We start from the raw sequence: 16,948 nt of genomic DNA, 5'->3' as shown, positions 1-16,948 counted from the left end.
AGCCATTGCTTCAATTTTTATCCTAAGCTGTATAGACAGGAACATACAAATGACTGCGAGCCAACACGACCAAGCCTCCCGCCCGCTGCTGACCTTGCAGCCGGGCCAAGTCACCCTGGCCGACCTGCGCCGCATCTACCGCGGCGAAGTGCGCGTGGCCATGGCCGATTCCGCCTGGCCCGGCGTGCGCGCCGCGCAGGCCACCGTGCAGGACATCATCGACGCCGACGCCGTGGTCTACGGCATCAATACCGGCTTCGGCAAGCTGGCGCAGACCCGTATCCCCAACGACAAACTGGCGCAGCTGCAGCGCAACCTGGTGCTGTCGCACAGCGTCGGCACCGGCCCGGACCTGGCCGAGGATACGGTGCGCCTGATCCTGGCCACCAAGGCGGTCAGCCTGGCGCGCGGCCATTCCGGCGTGCGTCCGGAATTGATCGAGGCATTGCTGGCGCTGGTCAACCACGGCGTGACGCCGTGCATCCCGGCCAAGGGTTCGGTCGGTGCCTCGGGCGACCTGGCGCCGCTGGCGCATATGTCGTGCACGCTGATCGGCGTGGGCGACGTGCTGGTCGACGGCAAGCGCGTGCCGGCAGCCGAGGGCCTGGCCCGTGCCGGCCTGAAGGCGTTCGAGCTGGGCCCGAAGGAAGGCCTGGCGCTGCTCAACGGCACGCAGGTGTCGACCGCGCTGGCACTGGCCGGCTTGTTTGCCGCCGAAGACACCTTTGCCGCCGGCCTGGTGGCGGGCGCCCTGTCGCTGGAAGCGATCAAGGGCTCGGTCAAGCCGTTCGACGCCCGCATCCATGAAGCCCGCGGCCAGGCCGGCCAGATCGCCGTGGCCGGCGCCGTGCGCGCGATGCTGGATGGCAGCGAGATCGTCGATTCGCACAAAACCTGCGGCCGCGTGCAGGACCCGTATTCGATCCGTTGCCAGCCGCAGGTGATGGGCGCTTGCCTGGACAACCTGCAGCACGCCGCGCGCATCCTGCAGATCGAGGCCAATGCCGCGTCGGACAACCCGCTGGTGTTTTCCGAGCAGGGCGACGTGGTCTCCGGCGGCAACTTCCACGCCGAGCCGGTGGCCTTTGCCGCCGACATCATTGCGCTGGCGATCGCCGAGATCGGTGCGATTTCCGAGCGCCGGCTGGCGCTGCTGCTCGATACCGGCCTGTCGGGCCTGCCGCCGTTCCTGGTGCGCGACGGCGGCCTGAACTCGGGCTTCATGATCGCGCAGGTGACCGCGGCCGCGCTGGCCTCGGAGAACAAGTCGCTGGCGCATCCGTCCAGCGTGGACAGCCTGCCGACCTCGGCCAACCAGGAGGACCATGTGTCGATGGCCACCTACGGCGCGCGCCGGCTGGGCGACATGGCGGCCAACACCGCGGTAGTGGTCGGCATCGAGGCGATGGCAGCGGCGCAGGGTATCGAGTTCCACCGCCCGTTGAAGTCATCGCCGCTGGTGGAGCAGGAACTGGCACGTATCCGTGCGCGGGTGGATTTTGTGGAAGGCGACCGCTACCTGGCGCCGGATATCGAAGCGATGAAGCAGTGGGTGGTGCAGGGGGATGCGGGGGCGGGGTGGCCGCAGGCGGTTCGGGAAATCTTGCCGACCAACGCTGGTTGATTGGAGCGCGTCACAAGCGCCAACGAAGGAGAACAAGCACATGAACGCCAACGAAAGCCAATTCATCCAGCGCGGCCAGCGCGAAATCCGCGCCCCGCATGGCACCCAGCTGCACTGCAAGAACTGGCTGATCGAAGCTGCCTACCGCATGATCCAGAACAACCTGGACCCCGACGTGGCCGAGCGCCCGCAGGACCTGGTGGTGTACGGCGGCATCGGCAAGGCCGCGCGCAACTGGGAATGCTTTGACGCCATCCTCGACAGCCTGCGCCGCCTGGGCGAGGACGAATCGCTGCTGGTGCAGTCGGGCAAGCCGGTCGGCGTGTTCCGCACGCACCCCGACGCGCCGCGCGTGCTGATCGCCAACTCCAACCTGGTGCCGCACTGGGCCACCTGGGACAAGTTCAATGAACTGGACCGCGCCGGCCTGATGATGTATGGCCAGATGACCGCGGGCTCGTGGATCTACATCGGCACGCAGGGCATCGTGCAGGGCACGTATGAGACCTTTGTCGAAGCCGGCCGCCAGCACTACGACGGCGACCTGTCGGGCAAGTGGATCCTGACCGCGGGCCTGGGCGGCATGGGCGGCGCGCAGCCGCTGGCCGGCGTGCTGGCGGGTGCCTGCGTGCTGGCGATCGAGTGCCAGGAATCGCGCATCGACTTCCGCATCCGCACGCGCTACCTCGACAAGAAGGCCACCACGCTGGACGAGGCGCTGGCGATGATCGCCGAGGCCACGGCAAAGAAAGAAGCCATCTCGGTCGGCCTGCTCGGCAACGCCGCCGACATCGTGCCGGAACTGGCCAAACGGGCGCAGGCCGGCGGCATGCGTCCGCATATCGTTACCGACCAGACCTCGGCGCACGACCTGGTCAACGGCTACCTGCCGCAAGGCTGGACGGTAGAGCAGTGGGAAGACGCACGCAAGCGCGATCCCAAGTCGGTGGAAGCCGCCGCGCGCCCGTCGATTGTCAAGCACGTGCAGGCCATGCTCGACTTCCAGAAGATGGGCGTGCCGACGGTCGACTACGGCAACAACATCCGCCAGGTGGCGTTCGATGAGGGCGTGCACAATGCCTTCGATTTCCCGGGCTTCGTGCCGGCCTATATCCGCCCGCTGTTCTGCCGCGGCAAGGGCCCGTTCCGCTGGGTCGCGCTGTCGGGCGATCCCGAGGATATCTACAAGACCGACGCCAAGATGAAGGAGCTGTTCCCCGAGGACAAGCACCTGCACCGCTGGCTCGACATGGCGCACGACCGCATCGCCTTCCAGGGCCTGCCGGCGCGTATCTGCTGGGTTGGCCTGGACGAGCGCCACCGCGCCGGCCTGGCCTTCAACGAGATGGTGAAGTCCGGCGAGCTGAAGGCGCCGGTGGTGATCGGCCGCGACCATCTGGACTGCGGCTCGGTGGCGTCGCCCAACCGCGAGACCGAAGCGATGCGCGACGGTTCCGACGCCGTGTCCGACTGGCCGCTGCTGAACGCGCTGCTCAATACCGCCGGCGGCGCCACCTGGGTCAGCCTGCACCATGGAGGTGGCGTGGGCATGGGTTTCTCGCAACACTCCGGCGTGGTGATCGTCTGCGATGGCACCGATGCAGCAGCCAAACGCATCGAGCGCGTGCTGTGGAACGACCCGGCCACCGGCGTGATGCGCCATGCCGATGCGGGATACGACATCGCCATCGCATGCGCGCAGGAAAAGGGCCTGAACCTGCCGATGGTGAAGGGCGTATGAGGACGTTCACGCTCGCGGCCATCGACCCGACGCGCTGGAAGAATGGCGGCGGCAACACGCGCGAGATCGCGGTGTGGCCGCCGGGTGCCGGCATGGATGACTTCGTTTGGCGCCTGAGCGTGGCCGATATCGAAGCCGACGGCCCGTTCTCCGCCTTTCCCGGCATCGATCGGCAGATCGTGCTGCTCGACGGCGCCGGCGTGATGCTGCGCGCCGACGATGGCAGCTTTAACCATCGGATGGTCCAGCCGGGCGCGCCCTTTGCATTCTCGGGCGACACCGGCCTGCAGGCTGCGCTGCTCGATGGCGCCACGCGCGACTTCAACGTGATGACGCGGCGTGGCCGCTGCCGCGCGCGCGTCGACGCCTTTCGCCAGGGGTTTGCCATCAGCACCGGCGCCGATACCGTTTGCCTGCTTGCCGTGTCCGGCACCTGGCTGGCGCAGGACGCGCAGCCGGCCGTAGCGCTGGACGCGGGGCAGGGCGTGCTGTATCCCGCCGGCGAACCCGCTGGCCGGCAAGCCTTCGCGCCAGGCGCCGGCGACGCGCTGTGCCTGTGTGTCACGCTGGAAATGGAGTCCGATCAATGACGCTGCCTTCCGTACCTGGCACCGCCAGTGCAGCCAATGCTGCCAGCGCCGACGGTGTCTGGCACAACTGCCACCTGTTGCCCGACGCCGACCCGGCGCGCGCCATCCGCGATGCCGCGCTCGTGGTCGAGCAAGGCCGCATTGCCTGGCTTGGCGCCGCGGCAGAATTGCCGCAGTCCTACCGCGACCTGCCGCGCCACGACGCCAACGGCGCGTGGATCACGCCGGGACTGGTCGATTGCCACACGCACCTGGTCTACGGCGGCCAGCGCGCCGACGAGTTCGCGATGCGGCTCGCCGGTGCCGGCTATGAAGAAATCGCGCGCGCCGGCGGCGGCATCGTCTCGACCGTGCGCGCCACCCGCGACGCCGACGAAGACACGCTGTTCGCGCAGGCCGCCGCGCGCCTGCAACCGCTGCTCGCCGAAGGCGTGACCGCCATCGAGATCAAGTCCGGCTATGGCCTCAGCCTGGAAGCCGAGCGCAAGCAGCTGCGCGTGGCGCGTCGCCTGGGCGAGCAGTTCGGCGTCGCGGTGCGTACCACCTTCCTCGGCGCGCACGCGCTGCCGCCCGAGTACGCGGGGCGCGCCGACGACTACATCGACCTGGTGTGCGGCAGCATGCTGCCGGCGCTGGCCGAAGAAGGGCTGGTCGACGCCGTCGATGCCTTCTGCGAATCGATCGGCTTCTCGATCGCGCAGACCGAACGCGTTTTCGATGCCGCTGCGCGCCACGGCCTGCGCGTCAAGCTGCACGCCGAGCAGCTCAGCAATCTCGGCGGCGCGGCGCTGGCCGCACGCCATCGCGCGCTGTCGGCGGACCACCTCGAGCATCTCGACGAGGCCGGCGTCGCCGCGATGGCAGATGCGGGCACGGTCGCGGTGCTGCTGCCCGGCGCCTACTATTTCCTGCGCGACACCAACCTGCCGCCGATCACGCTGCTGCGCCAGTACGGCGTGCCGATGGCGATCTCTACCGACCACAATCCCGGCACGTCGCCGGTGACGTCGCTGCTGCTGATGATGAATATGGCCTGCACGCTGTTCCGCCTGACGGTGCCCGAAGCGTTGGCCGGCGTGACGCTGCATGCGGCGCGCGCGCTGGGCGCATCGGATCGCCATGGCAAGCTGGAAGCGGGGCGAGAGGCCGACTTCGTGCTATGGCGCGTCGATTCGCCGGCGGAGCTGGCGTACTGGTTCGGCCGCAATCCTGCTGCCGCGGTCGTGCGGCAAGGGCGCGTATATCCGGCGCAAGCGGGGGCACAGCCATGAGCGCATCGCAGCTGTTCGCAGACTGGGCCCTGCTGCCCGAAGGCTGGGCGCGCGATGTGCTGCTCGCCTGGGACGAGCAGGGCCGCCTGACCACCGTGCAGGCCGGTGCCGCCGCAAATGCCGGCGTGCCGCGCGCCGCGGGCCCGGTGCTGCCGGGCATGCCCAACCTGCATTCGCACGCATTCCAGCGTGGCTTTGCCGGCCTGACCGAATACCGCAGCCGCCCGCAGGGCGACAATCCCGCCGGCGCCGATTCGTTCTGGAGCTGGCGCACGCTGATGTACCGCTTCGCGCAGCGGATCTCGCCCGACACGCTGGAAGCCATCGCCACCCAGCTCTACATCGAGATGCTGCGCGCAGGCTATACCAGCGTGTGCGAGTTCCACTACGTCCACCACGACGCCGACGGCAAGCCCTACGCCGATGCCGCCGAGATGTCGCTGCGGCTGCTGCGCGCGGCGCAGCGCACCGGCATCGGCATGACGCTGCTGCCGGTGCTGTACCAGACCGCCGGCTTCGGCGGCAAGCCGCCGCTCGCCGAACAGCGCCGCTTCCTGCACAACACCGACGCCATGCTGCGCCTGCTGGAGCGGCTGTCGCCCGTGTGCGCGCAGGCCGGCGCGCGTCTCGGCCTGGCGCCGCATTCGCTGCGCGCTGTGCCCGAAGACAGCCTGCTGCATGCGCTGGCGGGGCTGAAGGCGATCGACGCGCAGGCGCCGGTCCATATCCATATCGCCGAGCAGCAGCGCGAAGTCGACGACTGCATCGCGTGGTCCGGCACGCGCCCGGTGACATGGCTGTTCGATCATGTCGACGTCGACGCGCGCTGGTGCCTGGTGCACGCCACGCACATGGACTGGGACGAGCGCCGGCGCCTCGCGCATAGCGGCGCCGTGGCCGGCATCTGCGCGACCACCGAAGCGAACCTCGGCGATGGCGTGTTCGAGGCGGCGCCTTACCTCGCGCAGCACGGCGCGTGGGGTATCGGCTCGGACAGCCATGCCAGCGTCAGCGTGGCCGAGGAACTGCGCCTGTTCGAATACGGCCAGCGGCTGGGCCTGCAGCAGCGCAACGTGCTGGCCTCGGATACCCACCTGCAGGTGGCCGACCGCCTCTATCTGGAAGCCGTGGCGGGCGGCGCACGCGCCAGTGGCCGCGGCGTGGCCGGGCTGGCGCCTGGCCAGCAGGCGGACTTCGTGGTGCTGGACGGTGCGCACCCGACGCTGACCGGCCTCGACGGCGCCCAGGCGCTGGCCACCCACGTGTTTGCGAACCACGGTCATGAGACACTAGCGGAGGTTCGCACCGCCGGCCGCAGCCGCGTGCAGCATGGCGCGCATGCGCTGCAGTCCGAAGCGGCCCGGCAGTTCATCGCCGCCCGCGCCAGCCTGCTGGCCGACTGATACGCGACAAGTACGCGACAAATACGGGCACCGCCCAACGCATTGCAAAGAACATGTCCTTCTCCACCGATACCCCCGCCTTCACCCTGCATCGCGGCACGCGCCCGCTGCTGGTATCGATGCCGCACGTCGGCACGCACCTGCCGGCTTCGGTCTCTCAGCGCCTTACCGCCGAGGCGCGCACCGTGCCCGATACCGACTGGCACCTGGAACGGCTCTACGGCTTTGCCCGCGAGCTGGGCGCCTCGGTGCTGGTCGCCACGCATTCGCGCTATGTGGTCGACCTGAACCGCCCGCCCGACAATGCCAACTTGTATCCCGGCCAGGACACCACCGGCCTGTGCCCGGTCGACACCTTCGACAAGACGGCGCTTTATGCCGATGGCAGCAACGGCCCCGACGACGCGGAAATCGCCGCACGCCGCGACGCGATCTGGCGCCCATACCATGAAGCGCTGGCTGCGGAACTGGCGCGCCTGAAGGCCGAGCACGGCACCGTCGCCCTGTGGGACGCGCATTCGATCCGCTCGTTGCTGCCGCGCTTCTTCGAAGGCAAGCTGCCGGATTTCAACCTCGGCACGGCCAATGGCGAGAGCTGCGACGCGGGGCTCGCGAACCAGCTGCTCGAGCTGGCGAGCGCGGTGCCCGGCCATACCGCGGTGCTCAACGGCCGCTTCAAGGGCGGCTATATCACGCGCCAGTACGGCAAGCCGCAGGATGGCGTGCACGCGGTGCAGCTCGAGCTGTCGCAGTGTGCGTATATGAGCGAGACATACCCGTTCGCCTACGATGAGGCGCGGTCGGCGGCGCTGCAGCCGGCGCTGCAAGGCATGCTGGCCACGGTGCTCGCGTTCGTCGAATCGCGGTAAGGCGCCAGGCGGGGCGCGTCAGGCAGCGCGCTCAGCGCCCGCCAGCCAGGCGATCTTCGATATGCTTGGCGCGCTCCAGCGAGCCGGGGTGCGTGCCGAGCATGCTCGACTTCCCGCCGTCAAGCTGCGACATCTTGCGGAACGCCGACGCCAGCGCCTGCCGGTTGGCGCCGTTCTTGGTCAGCAAGTTGAAGGAGTAGTCGTCCGCAGCGGTTTCCTGGCGCTGCGAGAACTGTGCATTGACGAACGTCTCCGCCAGATCCCCGATCTGTGAGGACGACAGCGCGGTCAGCGAAGCAATGCCGGTAGATCCCAGCAGGCCGCGCGCAGCGGCGGTGGAGTAGGCCACCTGCATCGCCGCCTTGGTATGGCCCAGCGCCACATGGCCGATCTCGTGTCCGACCACGCCGCGCACCTCGTCGTCGCTGAGGAAGTCCATCAGCCCGCTGTACACGCGCACGCATCCATTGGCCATGGCCCATGCGTTGATGTCCTTGGTCACGTAGACCTTGGCATTGAGCGGCAGCCCGGTATTGCCAAGCCCGTTCATCACATTCGCGAGCCGCCTGGCGTAGGTGCTGTCGGGCGGGGCAATGGTGTTCTTCTGGTCCATTTCCGCGCACGACTGGTCGGACAGCGTCTTGACGTTGGTGTCCGACAGCGTGGCGGCGGTGAACAGGCTGCCGCCTGCCTGGGTCAGGTTTTCCACATTTGCGCCGGCGCAGCCGGCGAGCAGGGCGGCGCAGGCGAGGGCGGGTAGGGTCGGTCGGTTCATGGTGGCTCCTGTTGACGGGATGGCAATGCCATAGGATAGGAAGCCAGGCGCAGGGGCACCAGTGGGCGCTGTCCGACACCTTTCAAGGCTTTAGCCGAAAGGAGTCGCGGGTATAAGTGACGTGATTGGCTGGTGATGCAGAGCTAATTTCGTACGTACAAAAACACTGTTGTCTGACAAGCTCGTCAAGCGAGGGCGCGGCCGTCCGCGCGGTACCACGAAGACAGCCACCACGGTGCGACTCGATGACGATGTCCTGGAAGCCCTGAAGGCGAGCGGGCCACGTTGGCAAACACGGCTCAACGTATTGGTTCGCGATTGGCTGAAAACGCACAAGCTCGACGAAATCGAGGTTTGAGCATGAGCCCCGGGCCGCCCATCATGTGGACGACTGATTGCTTTGGAGGGAAATGTGGTGCCCGGGGTCGGACTCGAACCGACACGCCTTGCGGCGGGGGATTTTGAGTCCCCTGCGTCTACCTGTTTCACCACCCGGGCAGGTGTGACGGCATCGGAACCGATGCCGGGCTGAGCCGGCGATTATGCCGCAATTCCCCCCGGCCGACAACCGGCCGCCGTGGCGATGGTAATGGCCCCGATAACTTGTGCATCGCGATTGCGGTTAGCATCGCCGTCACCGCGTGCATCACCGACGCCGCGCCAAACCAGTCCCGACCCCGCACCCACCGACCGCCATGACCGACCAAGCCTCGCTGGCGAGCCTCGCCAGCCTGCCCTCGCAGGACCCCGTCTTCTACGACCGCGAATACAACAACCGAGCCAATGTGCCGGACAACCCGGCGCATATGGCGCGCTGGGGTGAATGGTCGGCGCGGGTGCGCGAGCGCGGTGGCTTTATCGCGGACCTGGGCTATGCCGATGCAGGCTCGCGGCATCCGCAGGATCAGACGCTGGACTATTTCCCGGCGACGGCGCCAGCGGATGACGGCGCGGCGCCGCCGCTGCTGGTGTTCGTCCACGGCGGCTACTACCGCGCGCTCGACAAGCGCGACCACAGTTTCGTCGCCAGCGTGCTGCCGGCGCTCGGCGTGTCGGTGGCCGTGGTCAATTATTCGCTGGTGCCGTCGGTGACGGTGCCCGACATCGTGCGGCAGGTGCTGCGCAGCGTGGCGTGGCTGTACCGGCAATCCGGCGTGCTGGGACATGACCCGCAACGGCTGTTCGCCGCCGGGCATTCCGTCGGCGGCCACCTGGTGGCGATGCTGATGGCGGCACGCTGGCCGCAATTGGCGCCAGACCTGCCCGCGGACCTGGTCCGGGGCGGGCTCTCGGTCAGCGGGCTGTACGACATGGAGCCGCTGCGCCGCGCCGCGTTCCTGCAATGCGACCTGCGGCTATCGGAAGACGATGTGACGCGGTTGTCGCCGGCGTACATGGCGCCAGCCACCGCCGCGCCGCTGGCGCTCGCCGTGGGCGAGCTGGAAGCGGCCGAATACCACCGCCAGCATGCGCTGATGCGGGCGGCGTGGCCCGCCAATGTCGGCAGTCCGGCAGCGAGCGATCTCGTGCTGCCGGGCTGCCATCACTTCAATGTGCTCGACGGCTTCAATGATGCCGACAGCGCGCTGGTACGCGCCGTCCTGCGCCTGACAGGCACCTGAGCGGGCACCTGAGCGGCCCTCAGCCCTCCAGCACGCGCAGCAGCGACGAGGTATCGTCCTTGCCCCAGCCGTTGGCCATCAGCGTGCGCAGCTGCGCCGAGGTGGCCTGCATCGCCGGCAGGTCCAGGCCGATTTCCTCGGCGATAGCGCGCGCCAGCCCGAAGTCCTTGTCGTGCAGCCGCGCCTCGATGCCGGCGGCGAAATTGCGCGACACCATCTTGGGCCCCATCAGGTCGAGCATGCGGCTGCCCGCCATGCCCGTCGACATGGCCTGCAGCACGCGGCCGGTATCGACGTTCTGCGCCGAGGCAAAGCGCATGGCTTCGGCGATGCCTTCGATATTGACCACCTGCGCGATCTGGTTGCACAGCTTGGCGACCTGGCCGGCGCCGTTGTCGCCGATATGCGTGATGGTCGTGCCCAGCAGCTCCAGCAGCGGCAGCACGCGTTCCAGAACGTCGAGCTTGCCGCCGACCATGATGGTCAGCTTGCCGGACGCGGCGGCCATGGTGCCGCCGGAGACCGGGCAGTCGAGCGCCTCGAGGCCGCGCTCGGCCAGTGCCGCGGCGATCTCGCGCGTGACCACCGGCGAGATGGTGCTGTGGTCGACGCATACCGTGCCGGGGGCCGCGCCGTGGATCACGCCTTGCTCGCCCAGCAGCACTTCGCGCACGTCTTCGGACGAGGTCACGTTGGTGAAGACGACGCTGGCGCCGCGCGCGGCCTCGGCGGGCGTGAAGAACGGCTCCGCACCCATGGCGCGCGCCGCTTCGGCGGCCTCGGCGCGGCGCACGAAGGCGCGCACGGTGTGGCCGGCGGCCAGCAGGTGGCGGACCATGTGCGAGCCCATGGCGCCCAGGCCGATGAAGGCAACGGTGGCGGAAGGAGTGGAAGTGGTGGTCATGATGCGATGCTTCCTTTCAGAAGGCCGGGTTCGGCGGGCGCTGGGCTACTTGTCGCCCGCATAGGCGAACTTGCCGTTGCGGATCACCCCCATCACGCGCGAACGCTGGTCGAAGCCCTGGTGGTCCTTCGCGTTCAGGTTCAGCACGCCGTTGGGGATGGTGAGATTGGTGGTGGATTCGAGCGCGTCGCGCATGGCGGCGCGGAATTCGCGCGTGCCGGGCTGGGCGCCGGTCCTGAGCGCGCGGCGCGCGGCATCGTCCAGCAGCAGCCACGCGCCCCAGGCGTCGCCGGCAAACTGCGTCACGCTGTCGGCGCCGTACTTGCCCTCGTAGCGGTTGACGAAGTCCAGCGCGACCTTGCGCACGGGGTGGTTCTCGGGCAGCTGGCGCGCGACCACGACCGGGCCGGTCGGGAACAGCGTGCCTTCCACGTCCTTGCCGCCCATGCGCAGGAATTCCCAGGTGGCGATGCCGTGGGTCTGGTAGACCTTGCCCTTGTAGCCGCGCTCGCCCAGCGTCTTCTGCGGCAGTACCGAGGGCGTGCCGGCGCCGGCGATCAGCACGGCGTCGGGGTTTGCCGCCATCAGCTTGAGCACCTGGCCGGTCACCGAAGTATCGTTGCGCGAGAAGCGCTCGTTGGCGACGACCTTGATCTTGCGCACTTCGGCCAGCCTGGAGAACTCGCGCCACCAGCTTTCGCCATAGGCATCGGCAAAGCCGATGAAGCCGACCGTCCTGATGCCGTGGTTGCTCATGTACTCCGTCAGCACGGTCGCCATGTGCGAGTCGTTCTGCGGCATCTTGAAGGCCCAGCGGCGCTTGGCGTCGGTCTGCGGCTCGACGATCGACGCCGACGCGGCCAGCGCCACCATCGGCGTCTCGCCCTCGGACACGGCGTCGAGCGCGGCCAGCGCAGTCGGCGTGATATTGGGGCCGACGATCACGTCGACCTTTTCCTCGGAAATCAGCTTGCGCACATTGCGCACCGCCGCGGCCGGGTCGGAGCCGTCGTCCAGGATCACGTAGTGCGCCTTCAGGCCGCCCAGCGTCTGCGGCCACATCAGCACGGTGTTCTTGGAGGGGATGCCGATCGAGGCCGCCGGTCCGGTGGTGGACACGTCGATGCCGACGCGGATATCGGCCAGCGCGGCGGCGCTGGCGCCAAGCAGGGTGGAAAGTACGATGGCGGGCAGCAGGCGGGGCAACTTCGGCATTTGTCTCCTCCAGTCTTATTTGTGACGGGAAGGATAGCCGAACTCCGCCTGCAAGGGCACGCGCGTCAGCGCACGCCCAGGCGCCACAGCGAAGTCACCTCGGCCGAGCGCGCCGCATGCAGCGGATCGCTGGGGTCCGCGGCGCGCGGATGACGCGGGTGGATATCGGAGCGGCCCAGCACCTTCAGCCCGGCGGCCTCGATCCAGCCTTCGAGCTGCTCGCGCGGGCGCAGGCCCAGGTGCTCCGCCAGGTCGGATAGCAAGAGCCAGCCTTCGCCGCCGGGTTCCAGGTGGGCGGCCAGCCCATCGAGGAAGCCGTGCAGCATGGCGCTGTCCGGATCGTAGACGGCGCGCTCGACCGGCGAGCTGGGCCGGGCCGGCACCCACGGCGGGTTGCACACCACCAGCGGCGCACGGCCTTCCGGGAACAGGTCGGCCTGCACGATCTCGACGGCGCCGGCATAGCCGAGCTGGCCGATGTTCTCGCGTGCGCAGGCCAGCGCACGCGGGTCCTGGTCGGTGGCGACGACGCGCTGCACGCCGCGCCGGGCCAGCACCGCGGCCAGCACGCCGGTGCCGGTGCCGATGTCGAAGGCCAGCGTTTTCGACGGCAGCGGCTCGGCGGCGACCAGGTCGACATACTCGCCTCGCACCGGCGAGAACACGCCGTACCAGGGATGGATGCGGTCTTCCAGCGCCGGGATTTCCACGCCTTTCCTGCGCCATTCATAGGCGCCGATCATGCCCAGCAGCTCTCGCAGCGACGCCACATAGGGCTCGCCCGCCGGACCGTAGACCTGCTCGCAAGCTTCGCGGACATCGGGCGCGCGGCGCAGCGGCACGCTGTGGTCGGCCTCGAACGGCAGCAGCAGCATGCCCAGCGTGCGGGCGCGCTGCGACTGCGCCAGCCGGTGCAGGTGGAACGCCTCGGTGGCGGAGCCGGGCGCGCCCTTGGCCTTCTGGCCTGGCCGGCTGGCCTTCTTGGGCTTGCGCTCGGTGCGCCGCGCCATGGCGTTGAGCAGCTGGCGCGCGTTCTGGAAGTCGCCGCGCCACAGCAGGGCAGTGCCCTCGCAGGCTAGCCGGTAGGCGGTGTCGGCGCTGGTGGTGTCGTCGGCGACCACCACGCGGCGCGGCGGCGGGTTGCCGGCCTCGGAGCGCCAGGCGGCGCTGCGCTCGGTGCCGTCCTCGGTCCAGTGGATGCGGGGCAGTTCGCTGGTGGCTTCGCTCATGGGTTCGCTCATGGGTTTGCTCACAGCGCCTCCGGCCGGCGCGGCGTGACGGATTGGGAATGCATATTGGGTTCTGCTTCTTATATAGAGAGAGGCGGCGGGCTGCCGCGCTCAGAGTTCGTAGGCTTCGTGCTCGCCCGACATGGCCTGTTCGACCAGCTTGCGGTTCAGCGTCGGCGAGAACAGCTCGATAAAGGTGTAGACAAAGCTGCGCAGGTAGGCCCCCTGCTTGACCGCCAGGTGCGTCACATTGCTGCCGAACAGGTGCCCGGCCGAAATCCCGCGCAGGTTTCGGTCGCGCTCGGCATCATAGGCCACGCCGGCGACGATGCCCACGCCCAGGCCGATCTCCACGTAGGTCTTGATCACGTCGGCGTCGATCGCCTCGAGCACGATGTCCGGCTTCAGGTGGCGCAGCTCGAAGGCCTTGTCGATCTTGGGCCGGCCGGCAAAGTTGGGATCGTAGGTGATCAGCGGGTAGCCCATCAGGTCTTCCAGCGCCAGGTGCTTCTTGTCCAGCAGCGGATGATCGGGTGGCGTAATCACCATATGTGTCCACTGGTAACCCGGCAGCGACACCAGGTTCTTGTCGTCGGTGATGCCTTCCGTGGCGATCCCGATATCGGCCTGGTCATGCAGCAGCATGTCGGCGATCTGCGCCGGGTTGCCCTGCTGGATCGACAGCCGCACCTTGGGGTAGCGCTTGGTGAACTCGCCGATCACCCGCGGCAGCGCGTAGCGCGCCTGGGTATGGGTGGTGGCAATGGTGAAGTTGCCCTGGTCCTGCGCAGCATAGTCCATGCCGACCCGCTTCAGGCTCTCGACCTCCTGCAGGATCTTCTCGACCGAGGTCAGGATCCGCCGCCCGGGCTCGGTCAGGCTGCGGATGCGCTTGCCATGGCGCGTGAAGATATCGACACCCAGCTCTTCTTCCAGCTCGATGATGGCCTTGGACACGCCGGGTTGTGACGTATAGAGCGCTTTAGCGGCTTCGGTCAGGTTGTAGTTCTGCCGGACGGCCTCGCGCACGAAGCGAAACTGGTGCAGGTTCATATAACTCGGGTCGTATAAACAAACAACTTCTTATTAGTTTGAGGTATGAGGCCAGTTTATTACGATTCTCGAACTTTGTTAATGAACGTCCTGCCCTCAGTGCGTCCGCTCGCAGCCCCCGGATTGTGATGCGAGCCTCACGGGCCAGGGCCCACCGAGTCCCTCATGTCGCTGGCCTATACCGTTTCCGGTCTGTTTGTAGGCGTCCTCGTCGGTCTGACCGGCGTGGGTGGGGGCTCGTTGATGACGCCGCTGCTGACGCTGCTGTTCGGCTTTTCGCCGGCGACCGCTGTCGGCACCGACCTGGCCTTCGCGGCCATCACCAAGGGTTTCGGCACTATCGCGCACCGTGCCCACGGCCATGTGCAGTGGCAGGTAGTGCGGCGCCTGTGCATCGGCAGCCTGCCGGCGGCGGTCGTGGCGATCCTGGTGCTCAAGAGCGCCGGCGAGCTCAACGCCCAGTGGCTGCACGCGATCCGCGTGACCATCGGCGTGTCGGTGCTGCTGACCGTATTGTCGCTGCTGTTCCGCAAGCAGATGCTGGCCTGGCTCGAGCGCAACCCGCGCTTCCAGCTGCACGGCCGCACCCAGGTCATCGCCACCATCGTGGTCGGCGCGGTCATCGGCGTGCTTGTGACGGTGTCGTCGATCGGCGCCGGCGCGGTTGGCGCCACGCTGATCCTGCTGCTGTATCCCCATATGAAGCCGGCCGAAGTCGCCGGCACTGATATCGCCTACGCCGTCCCGCTGACGGCGCTGGCCGGGCTGGGCCACGTGTGGCTCGGCACCGTCAACTGGAATTTGCTGCTGGCGCTGCTGGTGGGTTCGATCCCCGGCATCTGGCTGGGCGCGCAACTGTCGCGGGCGCTGCCCGAACGGCTGGTGCGTGCCGCCCTGGCGACCACGCTGACGCTGGTCGCCATCAAGCTCGTTTCCTGAATTCAACGAATACTGAACGGACCCCGCCATGTATCAGTACGACCAATACGACCAGCGCATCGTCAACGAGCGCGTCGCCCAGTTCCGTGACCAGGTGCGCCGCCGCCTGTCGGACGAGCTGACCGAGGAAGAATTCCTGCCGCTGCGCCTGCAGAACGGCCTGTACATGCAGCGCCATGCCTACATGCTGCGCGTGGCGATCCCGTACGGCCTGCTGTCGTCGACGCAGCTGCGCAAGCTGGCTCACATCGCGCGCGAATACGACCGCGGCTATGGCCACTTCTCCACCCGCCAGAACATCCAGTACAACTGGATGGAGCTGGAGCGCGTGCCCGACGTGCTGGCCGAGCTGGCCAGCGTCGAGATGCACGGCATCCAGACCTCGGGCAACTGCGTGCGCAACATCACTACCGACCACTTCGCCGGCGTTGCGCCGGACGAGTCGGTGGACCCGCGCGTGCTGGCCGAACTGCTGCGCCAGTGGAGCACGTTCCAGCCGGAATTCGCCTTCCTGCCGCGCAAGTTCAAGATCGCGATCTCGGCCTCGAAGGATGACCGCGCCGTGGTGCAGATGCATGACATCGGCATCTACGCCTACAAGAATGCCGACGGCGAAACGCGCCTGCGCATCCTGGCCGGTGGCGGCCTGGGCCGCACCCCGATCCTGGGCTCGGTGATCAAGGAAGACCTGCCGTGGCAGCACATGCTGACCTACGTCGAGTCGGCCATCCGCGTGTACAACCGCTATGGCCGCCGCGACAACAAGTACAAGGCCCGCATCAAGATCCTGGTGAAGGCCATCGGCGTGGAGAAGTTCGCGCAGGAAGTCGAGGAAGAATGGCAGCACAGCAAGGACGGCCCCGCCACGCTGACGCAGGTCGAGTTCGACCGCGTGGCCCAGTACTTCACGCCGCCCGCGTATGAAAAGCTGGCCGACACCGACGCCTCGTACGAAAACCACCTGCTGGAAGACAAGGCGTTCGCGCGCTGGGTCAGCCGCAGCGTGCACGGCCACAAGGTGCCGGGCTACGCCGCGGTGACGCTGTCGACCAAGCCGGGCCTGGCCTCGCCCCCGGGAGATGCCACCGACGCGCAGATGGAAGCCGTGGCGGACTTCGCCGACCAGTTCGGCTTCGGCGAGCTGCGCGTGGCGCACGAGCAGAACCTGGTGCTGCCGGACGTGAAGAAGCAGGACCTGTACGCACTGTGGCAACTGGCGAAGAAGGCTGGCCTGGCCACGCCGAACATCGGCCTGCTGACCGACATCATTGCCTGCCCGGGCGGCGACTTCTGCTCGCTGGCCAACGCCAAGTCGATCCCCATCGCGCAGGCGATCCAGGACCGTTTCGATGACCTCGACTACGTCTACGACCTGGGCGAGATCTCGCTGAACATCTCGGGCTGCATCAACGCCTGCGGCCACCACCACGTCGGCAATATCGGCGTGCTGGGCGTCGACAAGGATGGTTCGGAGTGGTACCAAGTCACGCTGGGCGGCGCGCAGGGCAACCAGACCGCGCTGGGCAAGGTGATCGGCCCGTCGTTCAGCGCCGAGGAAATGCCCGAGGTCGTGACCCGCATCATCGACACCTTCGTGGCCAACCGCATCGAAGACGAACGCTTTATCGAAACCCTGTCCCGCATCGGCATCGCCCCGTTCAAGGAGCGCGTCTATGCCGACAAGCAGCCGCGCGAGCGCGCCGAAGCCTGAGG

The 16,948-nt window shown here is 67.9% G+C and carries 15 protein-coding genes and 1 tRNA gene; 10 read left to right on the top strand and 6 right to left on the bottom strand.

Annotated elements, in window-relative coordinates; genetic code table 11:
- The first annotated feature begins 49 nt into the window (after positions 1-49).
- Genes hutH through hutG form a run of 6 tightly spaced genes read left to right on the top strand, consistent with a single transcriptional unit; the run spans position 50 to position 7,498 of the window.
- Positions 50-1,624 (top strand): histidine ammonia-lyase, encoded by a 1,575-nt coding sequence (hutH, locus tag AC5WJ1_RS13545; RefSeq protein ID WP_133092202.1) that lies wholly within the window; start codon positions 50-52, stop codon positions 1,622-1,624.
- A 40-nt stretch (positions 1,625-1,664) separates the two neighbouring features.
- On the top strand, positions 1,665-3,365 hold the full coding sequence (gene hutU / locus AC5WJ1_RS13540; protein WP_133092201.1) for a urocanate hydratase: 1,701 nt from the start codon (positions 1,665-1,667) through the stop codon (positions 3,363-3,365).
- The gene (locus AC5WJ1_RS13535; protein ID WP_195431910.1) at positions 3,362-3,955 is read left to right on the top strand and encodes a HutD/Ves family protein; all 594 of its coding nucleotides are present in this window, start codon (positions 3,362-3,364) and stop codon (positions 3,953-3,955) included. The genes hutU and AC5WJ1_RS13535 overlap by 4 nt, the downstream gene beginning before the upstream one ends.
- On the top strand, positions 3,952-5,226 hold the full coding sequence (hutI, locus tag AC5WJ1_RS13530) for an imidazolonepropionase (RefSeq protein WP_195431908.1): 1,275 nt from the start codon (positions 3,952-3,954) through the stop codon (positions 5,224-5,226). The genes AC5WJ1_RS13535 and hutI overlap by 4 nt, the downstream gene beginning before the upstream one ends.
- On the top strand, positions 5,223-6,629 hold the full coding sequence (locus AC5WJ1_RS13525) for a formimidoylglutamate deiminase (protein WP_135705859.1): 1,407 nt from the start codon (positions 5,223-5,225) through the stop codon (positions 6,627-6,629). Before hutI ends, AC5WJ1_RS13525 begins: the two co-directional genes overlap by 4 nt.
- A 53-nt stretch (positions 6,630-6,682) precedes the next feature.
- Positions 6,683-7,498 carry an N-formylglutamate deformylase gene (gene hutG, locus AC5WJ1_RS13520; protein ID WP_133092197.1) on the top strand — a complete coding sequence of 272 codons (816 nt, stop codon included), beginning with the start codon at positions 6,683-6,685 and terminating at the stop codon, positions 7,496-7,498.
- 31 nt (positions 7,499-7,529) lie between these two features.
- On the opposite strand, the gene loiP is transcribed toward hutG, so the two are convergent.
- Positions 7,530-8,273: a metalloprotease LoiP gene (loiP, locus tag AC5WJ1_RS13515; protein ID WP_195431907.1), complete on the bottom strand. Its 744-nt coding sequence runs from the start codon at positions 8,271-8,273 to the stop codon at positions 7,530-7,532.
- Between the two features lie 169 nt (positions 8,274-8,442).
- On the opposite strand from loiP, the gene AC5WJ1_RS13510 reads away from it, so the two are divergent.
- Positions 8,443-8,631, top strand: a complete 189-nt coding sequence (locus AC5WJ1_RS13510; protein WP_240745897.1) for a BrnA antitoxin family protein — start codon at positions 8,443-8,445, stop codon at positions 8,629-8,631.
- Between the two features lie 55 nt (positions 8,632-8,686).
- Here the strand turns inward: AC5WJ1_RS13510 and AC5WJ1_RS13505 are convergent.
- Positions 8,687-8,771 (bottom strand) — tRNA-Leu (locus AC5WJ1_RS13505).
- A 197-nt stretch (positions 8,772-8,968) separates the two neighbouring features.
- Here AC5WJ1_RS13505 and AC5WJ1_RS13500 point away from each other — a divergent pair.
- Positions 8,969-9,895 (top strand): alpha/beta hydrolase, encoded by a 927-nt coding sequence (locus AC5WJ1_RS13500; RefSeq protein WP_135705858.1) that lies wholly within the window; start codon positions 8,969-8,971, stop codon positions 9,893-9,895.
- A gap of 19 nt (positions 9,896-9,914) precedes the next feature.
- Here AC5WJ1_RS13500 and AC5WJ1_RS13495 read toward each other — a convergent pair whose 3' ends face one another.
- The 4 genes from AC5WJ1_RS13495 to AC5WJ1_RS13480 form a co-directional block, all read right to left on the bottom strand.
- Positions 9,915-10,799, bottom strand: a complete 885-nt coding sequence (locus AC5WJ1_RS13495; RefSeq protein WP_195431904.1) for an NAD(P)-dependent oxidoreductase — start codon at positions 10,797-10,799, stop codon at positions 9,915-9,917.
- Positions 10,800-10,844: 45 nt separating this feature from the next.
- On the bottom strand, positions 10,845-12,014 hold the full coding sequence (locus AC5WJ1_RS13490; RefSeq protein ID WP_195431903.1) for an ABC transporter substrate-binding protein: 1,170 nt from the start codon (positions 12,012-12,014) through the stop codon (positions 10,845-10,847).
- A 65-nt stretch (positions 12,015-12,079) separates the two neighbouring features.
- The gene (locus AC5WJ1_RS13485) at positions 12,080-13,243 is read right to left on the bottom strand and encodes a methyltransferase (protein ID WP_195431902.1); all 1,164 of its coding nucleotides are present in this window, start codon (positions 13,241-13,243) and stop codon (positions 12,080-12,082) included.
- 111 nt (positions 13,244-13,354) lie between these two features.
- Positions 13,355-14,296, bottom strand: coding sequence for a CysB family HTH-type transcriptional regulator (locus AC5WJ1_RS13480; RefSeq protein ID WP_135705854.1), 942 nt, complete (start codon positions 14,294-14,296; stop codon positions 13,355-13,357).
- 165 nt (positions 14,297-14,461) lie between these two features.
- Here AC5WJ1_RS13480 and AC5WJ1_RS13475 point away from each other — a divergent pair, with 165 nt between their 5' ends.
- Together AC5WJ1_RS13475 and AC5WJ1_RS13470 are read left to right on the top strand one after the other, a co-directional pair.
- On the top strand, positions 14,462-15,235 hold the full coding sequence (locus tag AC5WJ1_RS13475; protein ID WP_133092189.1) for a sulfite exporter TauE/SafE family protein: 774 nt from the start codon (positions 14,462-14,464) through the stop codon (positions 15,233-15,235).
- 28 nt (positions 15,236-15,263) lie between these two features.
- Positions 15,264-16,946: a nitrite/sulfite reductase gene (locus tag AC5WJ1_RS13470; RefSeq protein WP_133092188.1), complete on the top strand. Its 1,683-nt coding sequence runs from the start codon at positions 15,264-15,266 to the stop codon at positions 16,944-16,946.
- Positions 16,947-16,948: the final 2 nt, after the last annotated feature.

This window comes from Cupriavidus sp. MEYA8 (assembly GCF_059278825.1).
This window is presented reverse-complemented; position numbering and strand designations above follow the sequence as displayed.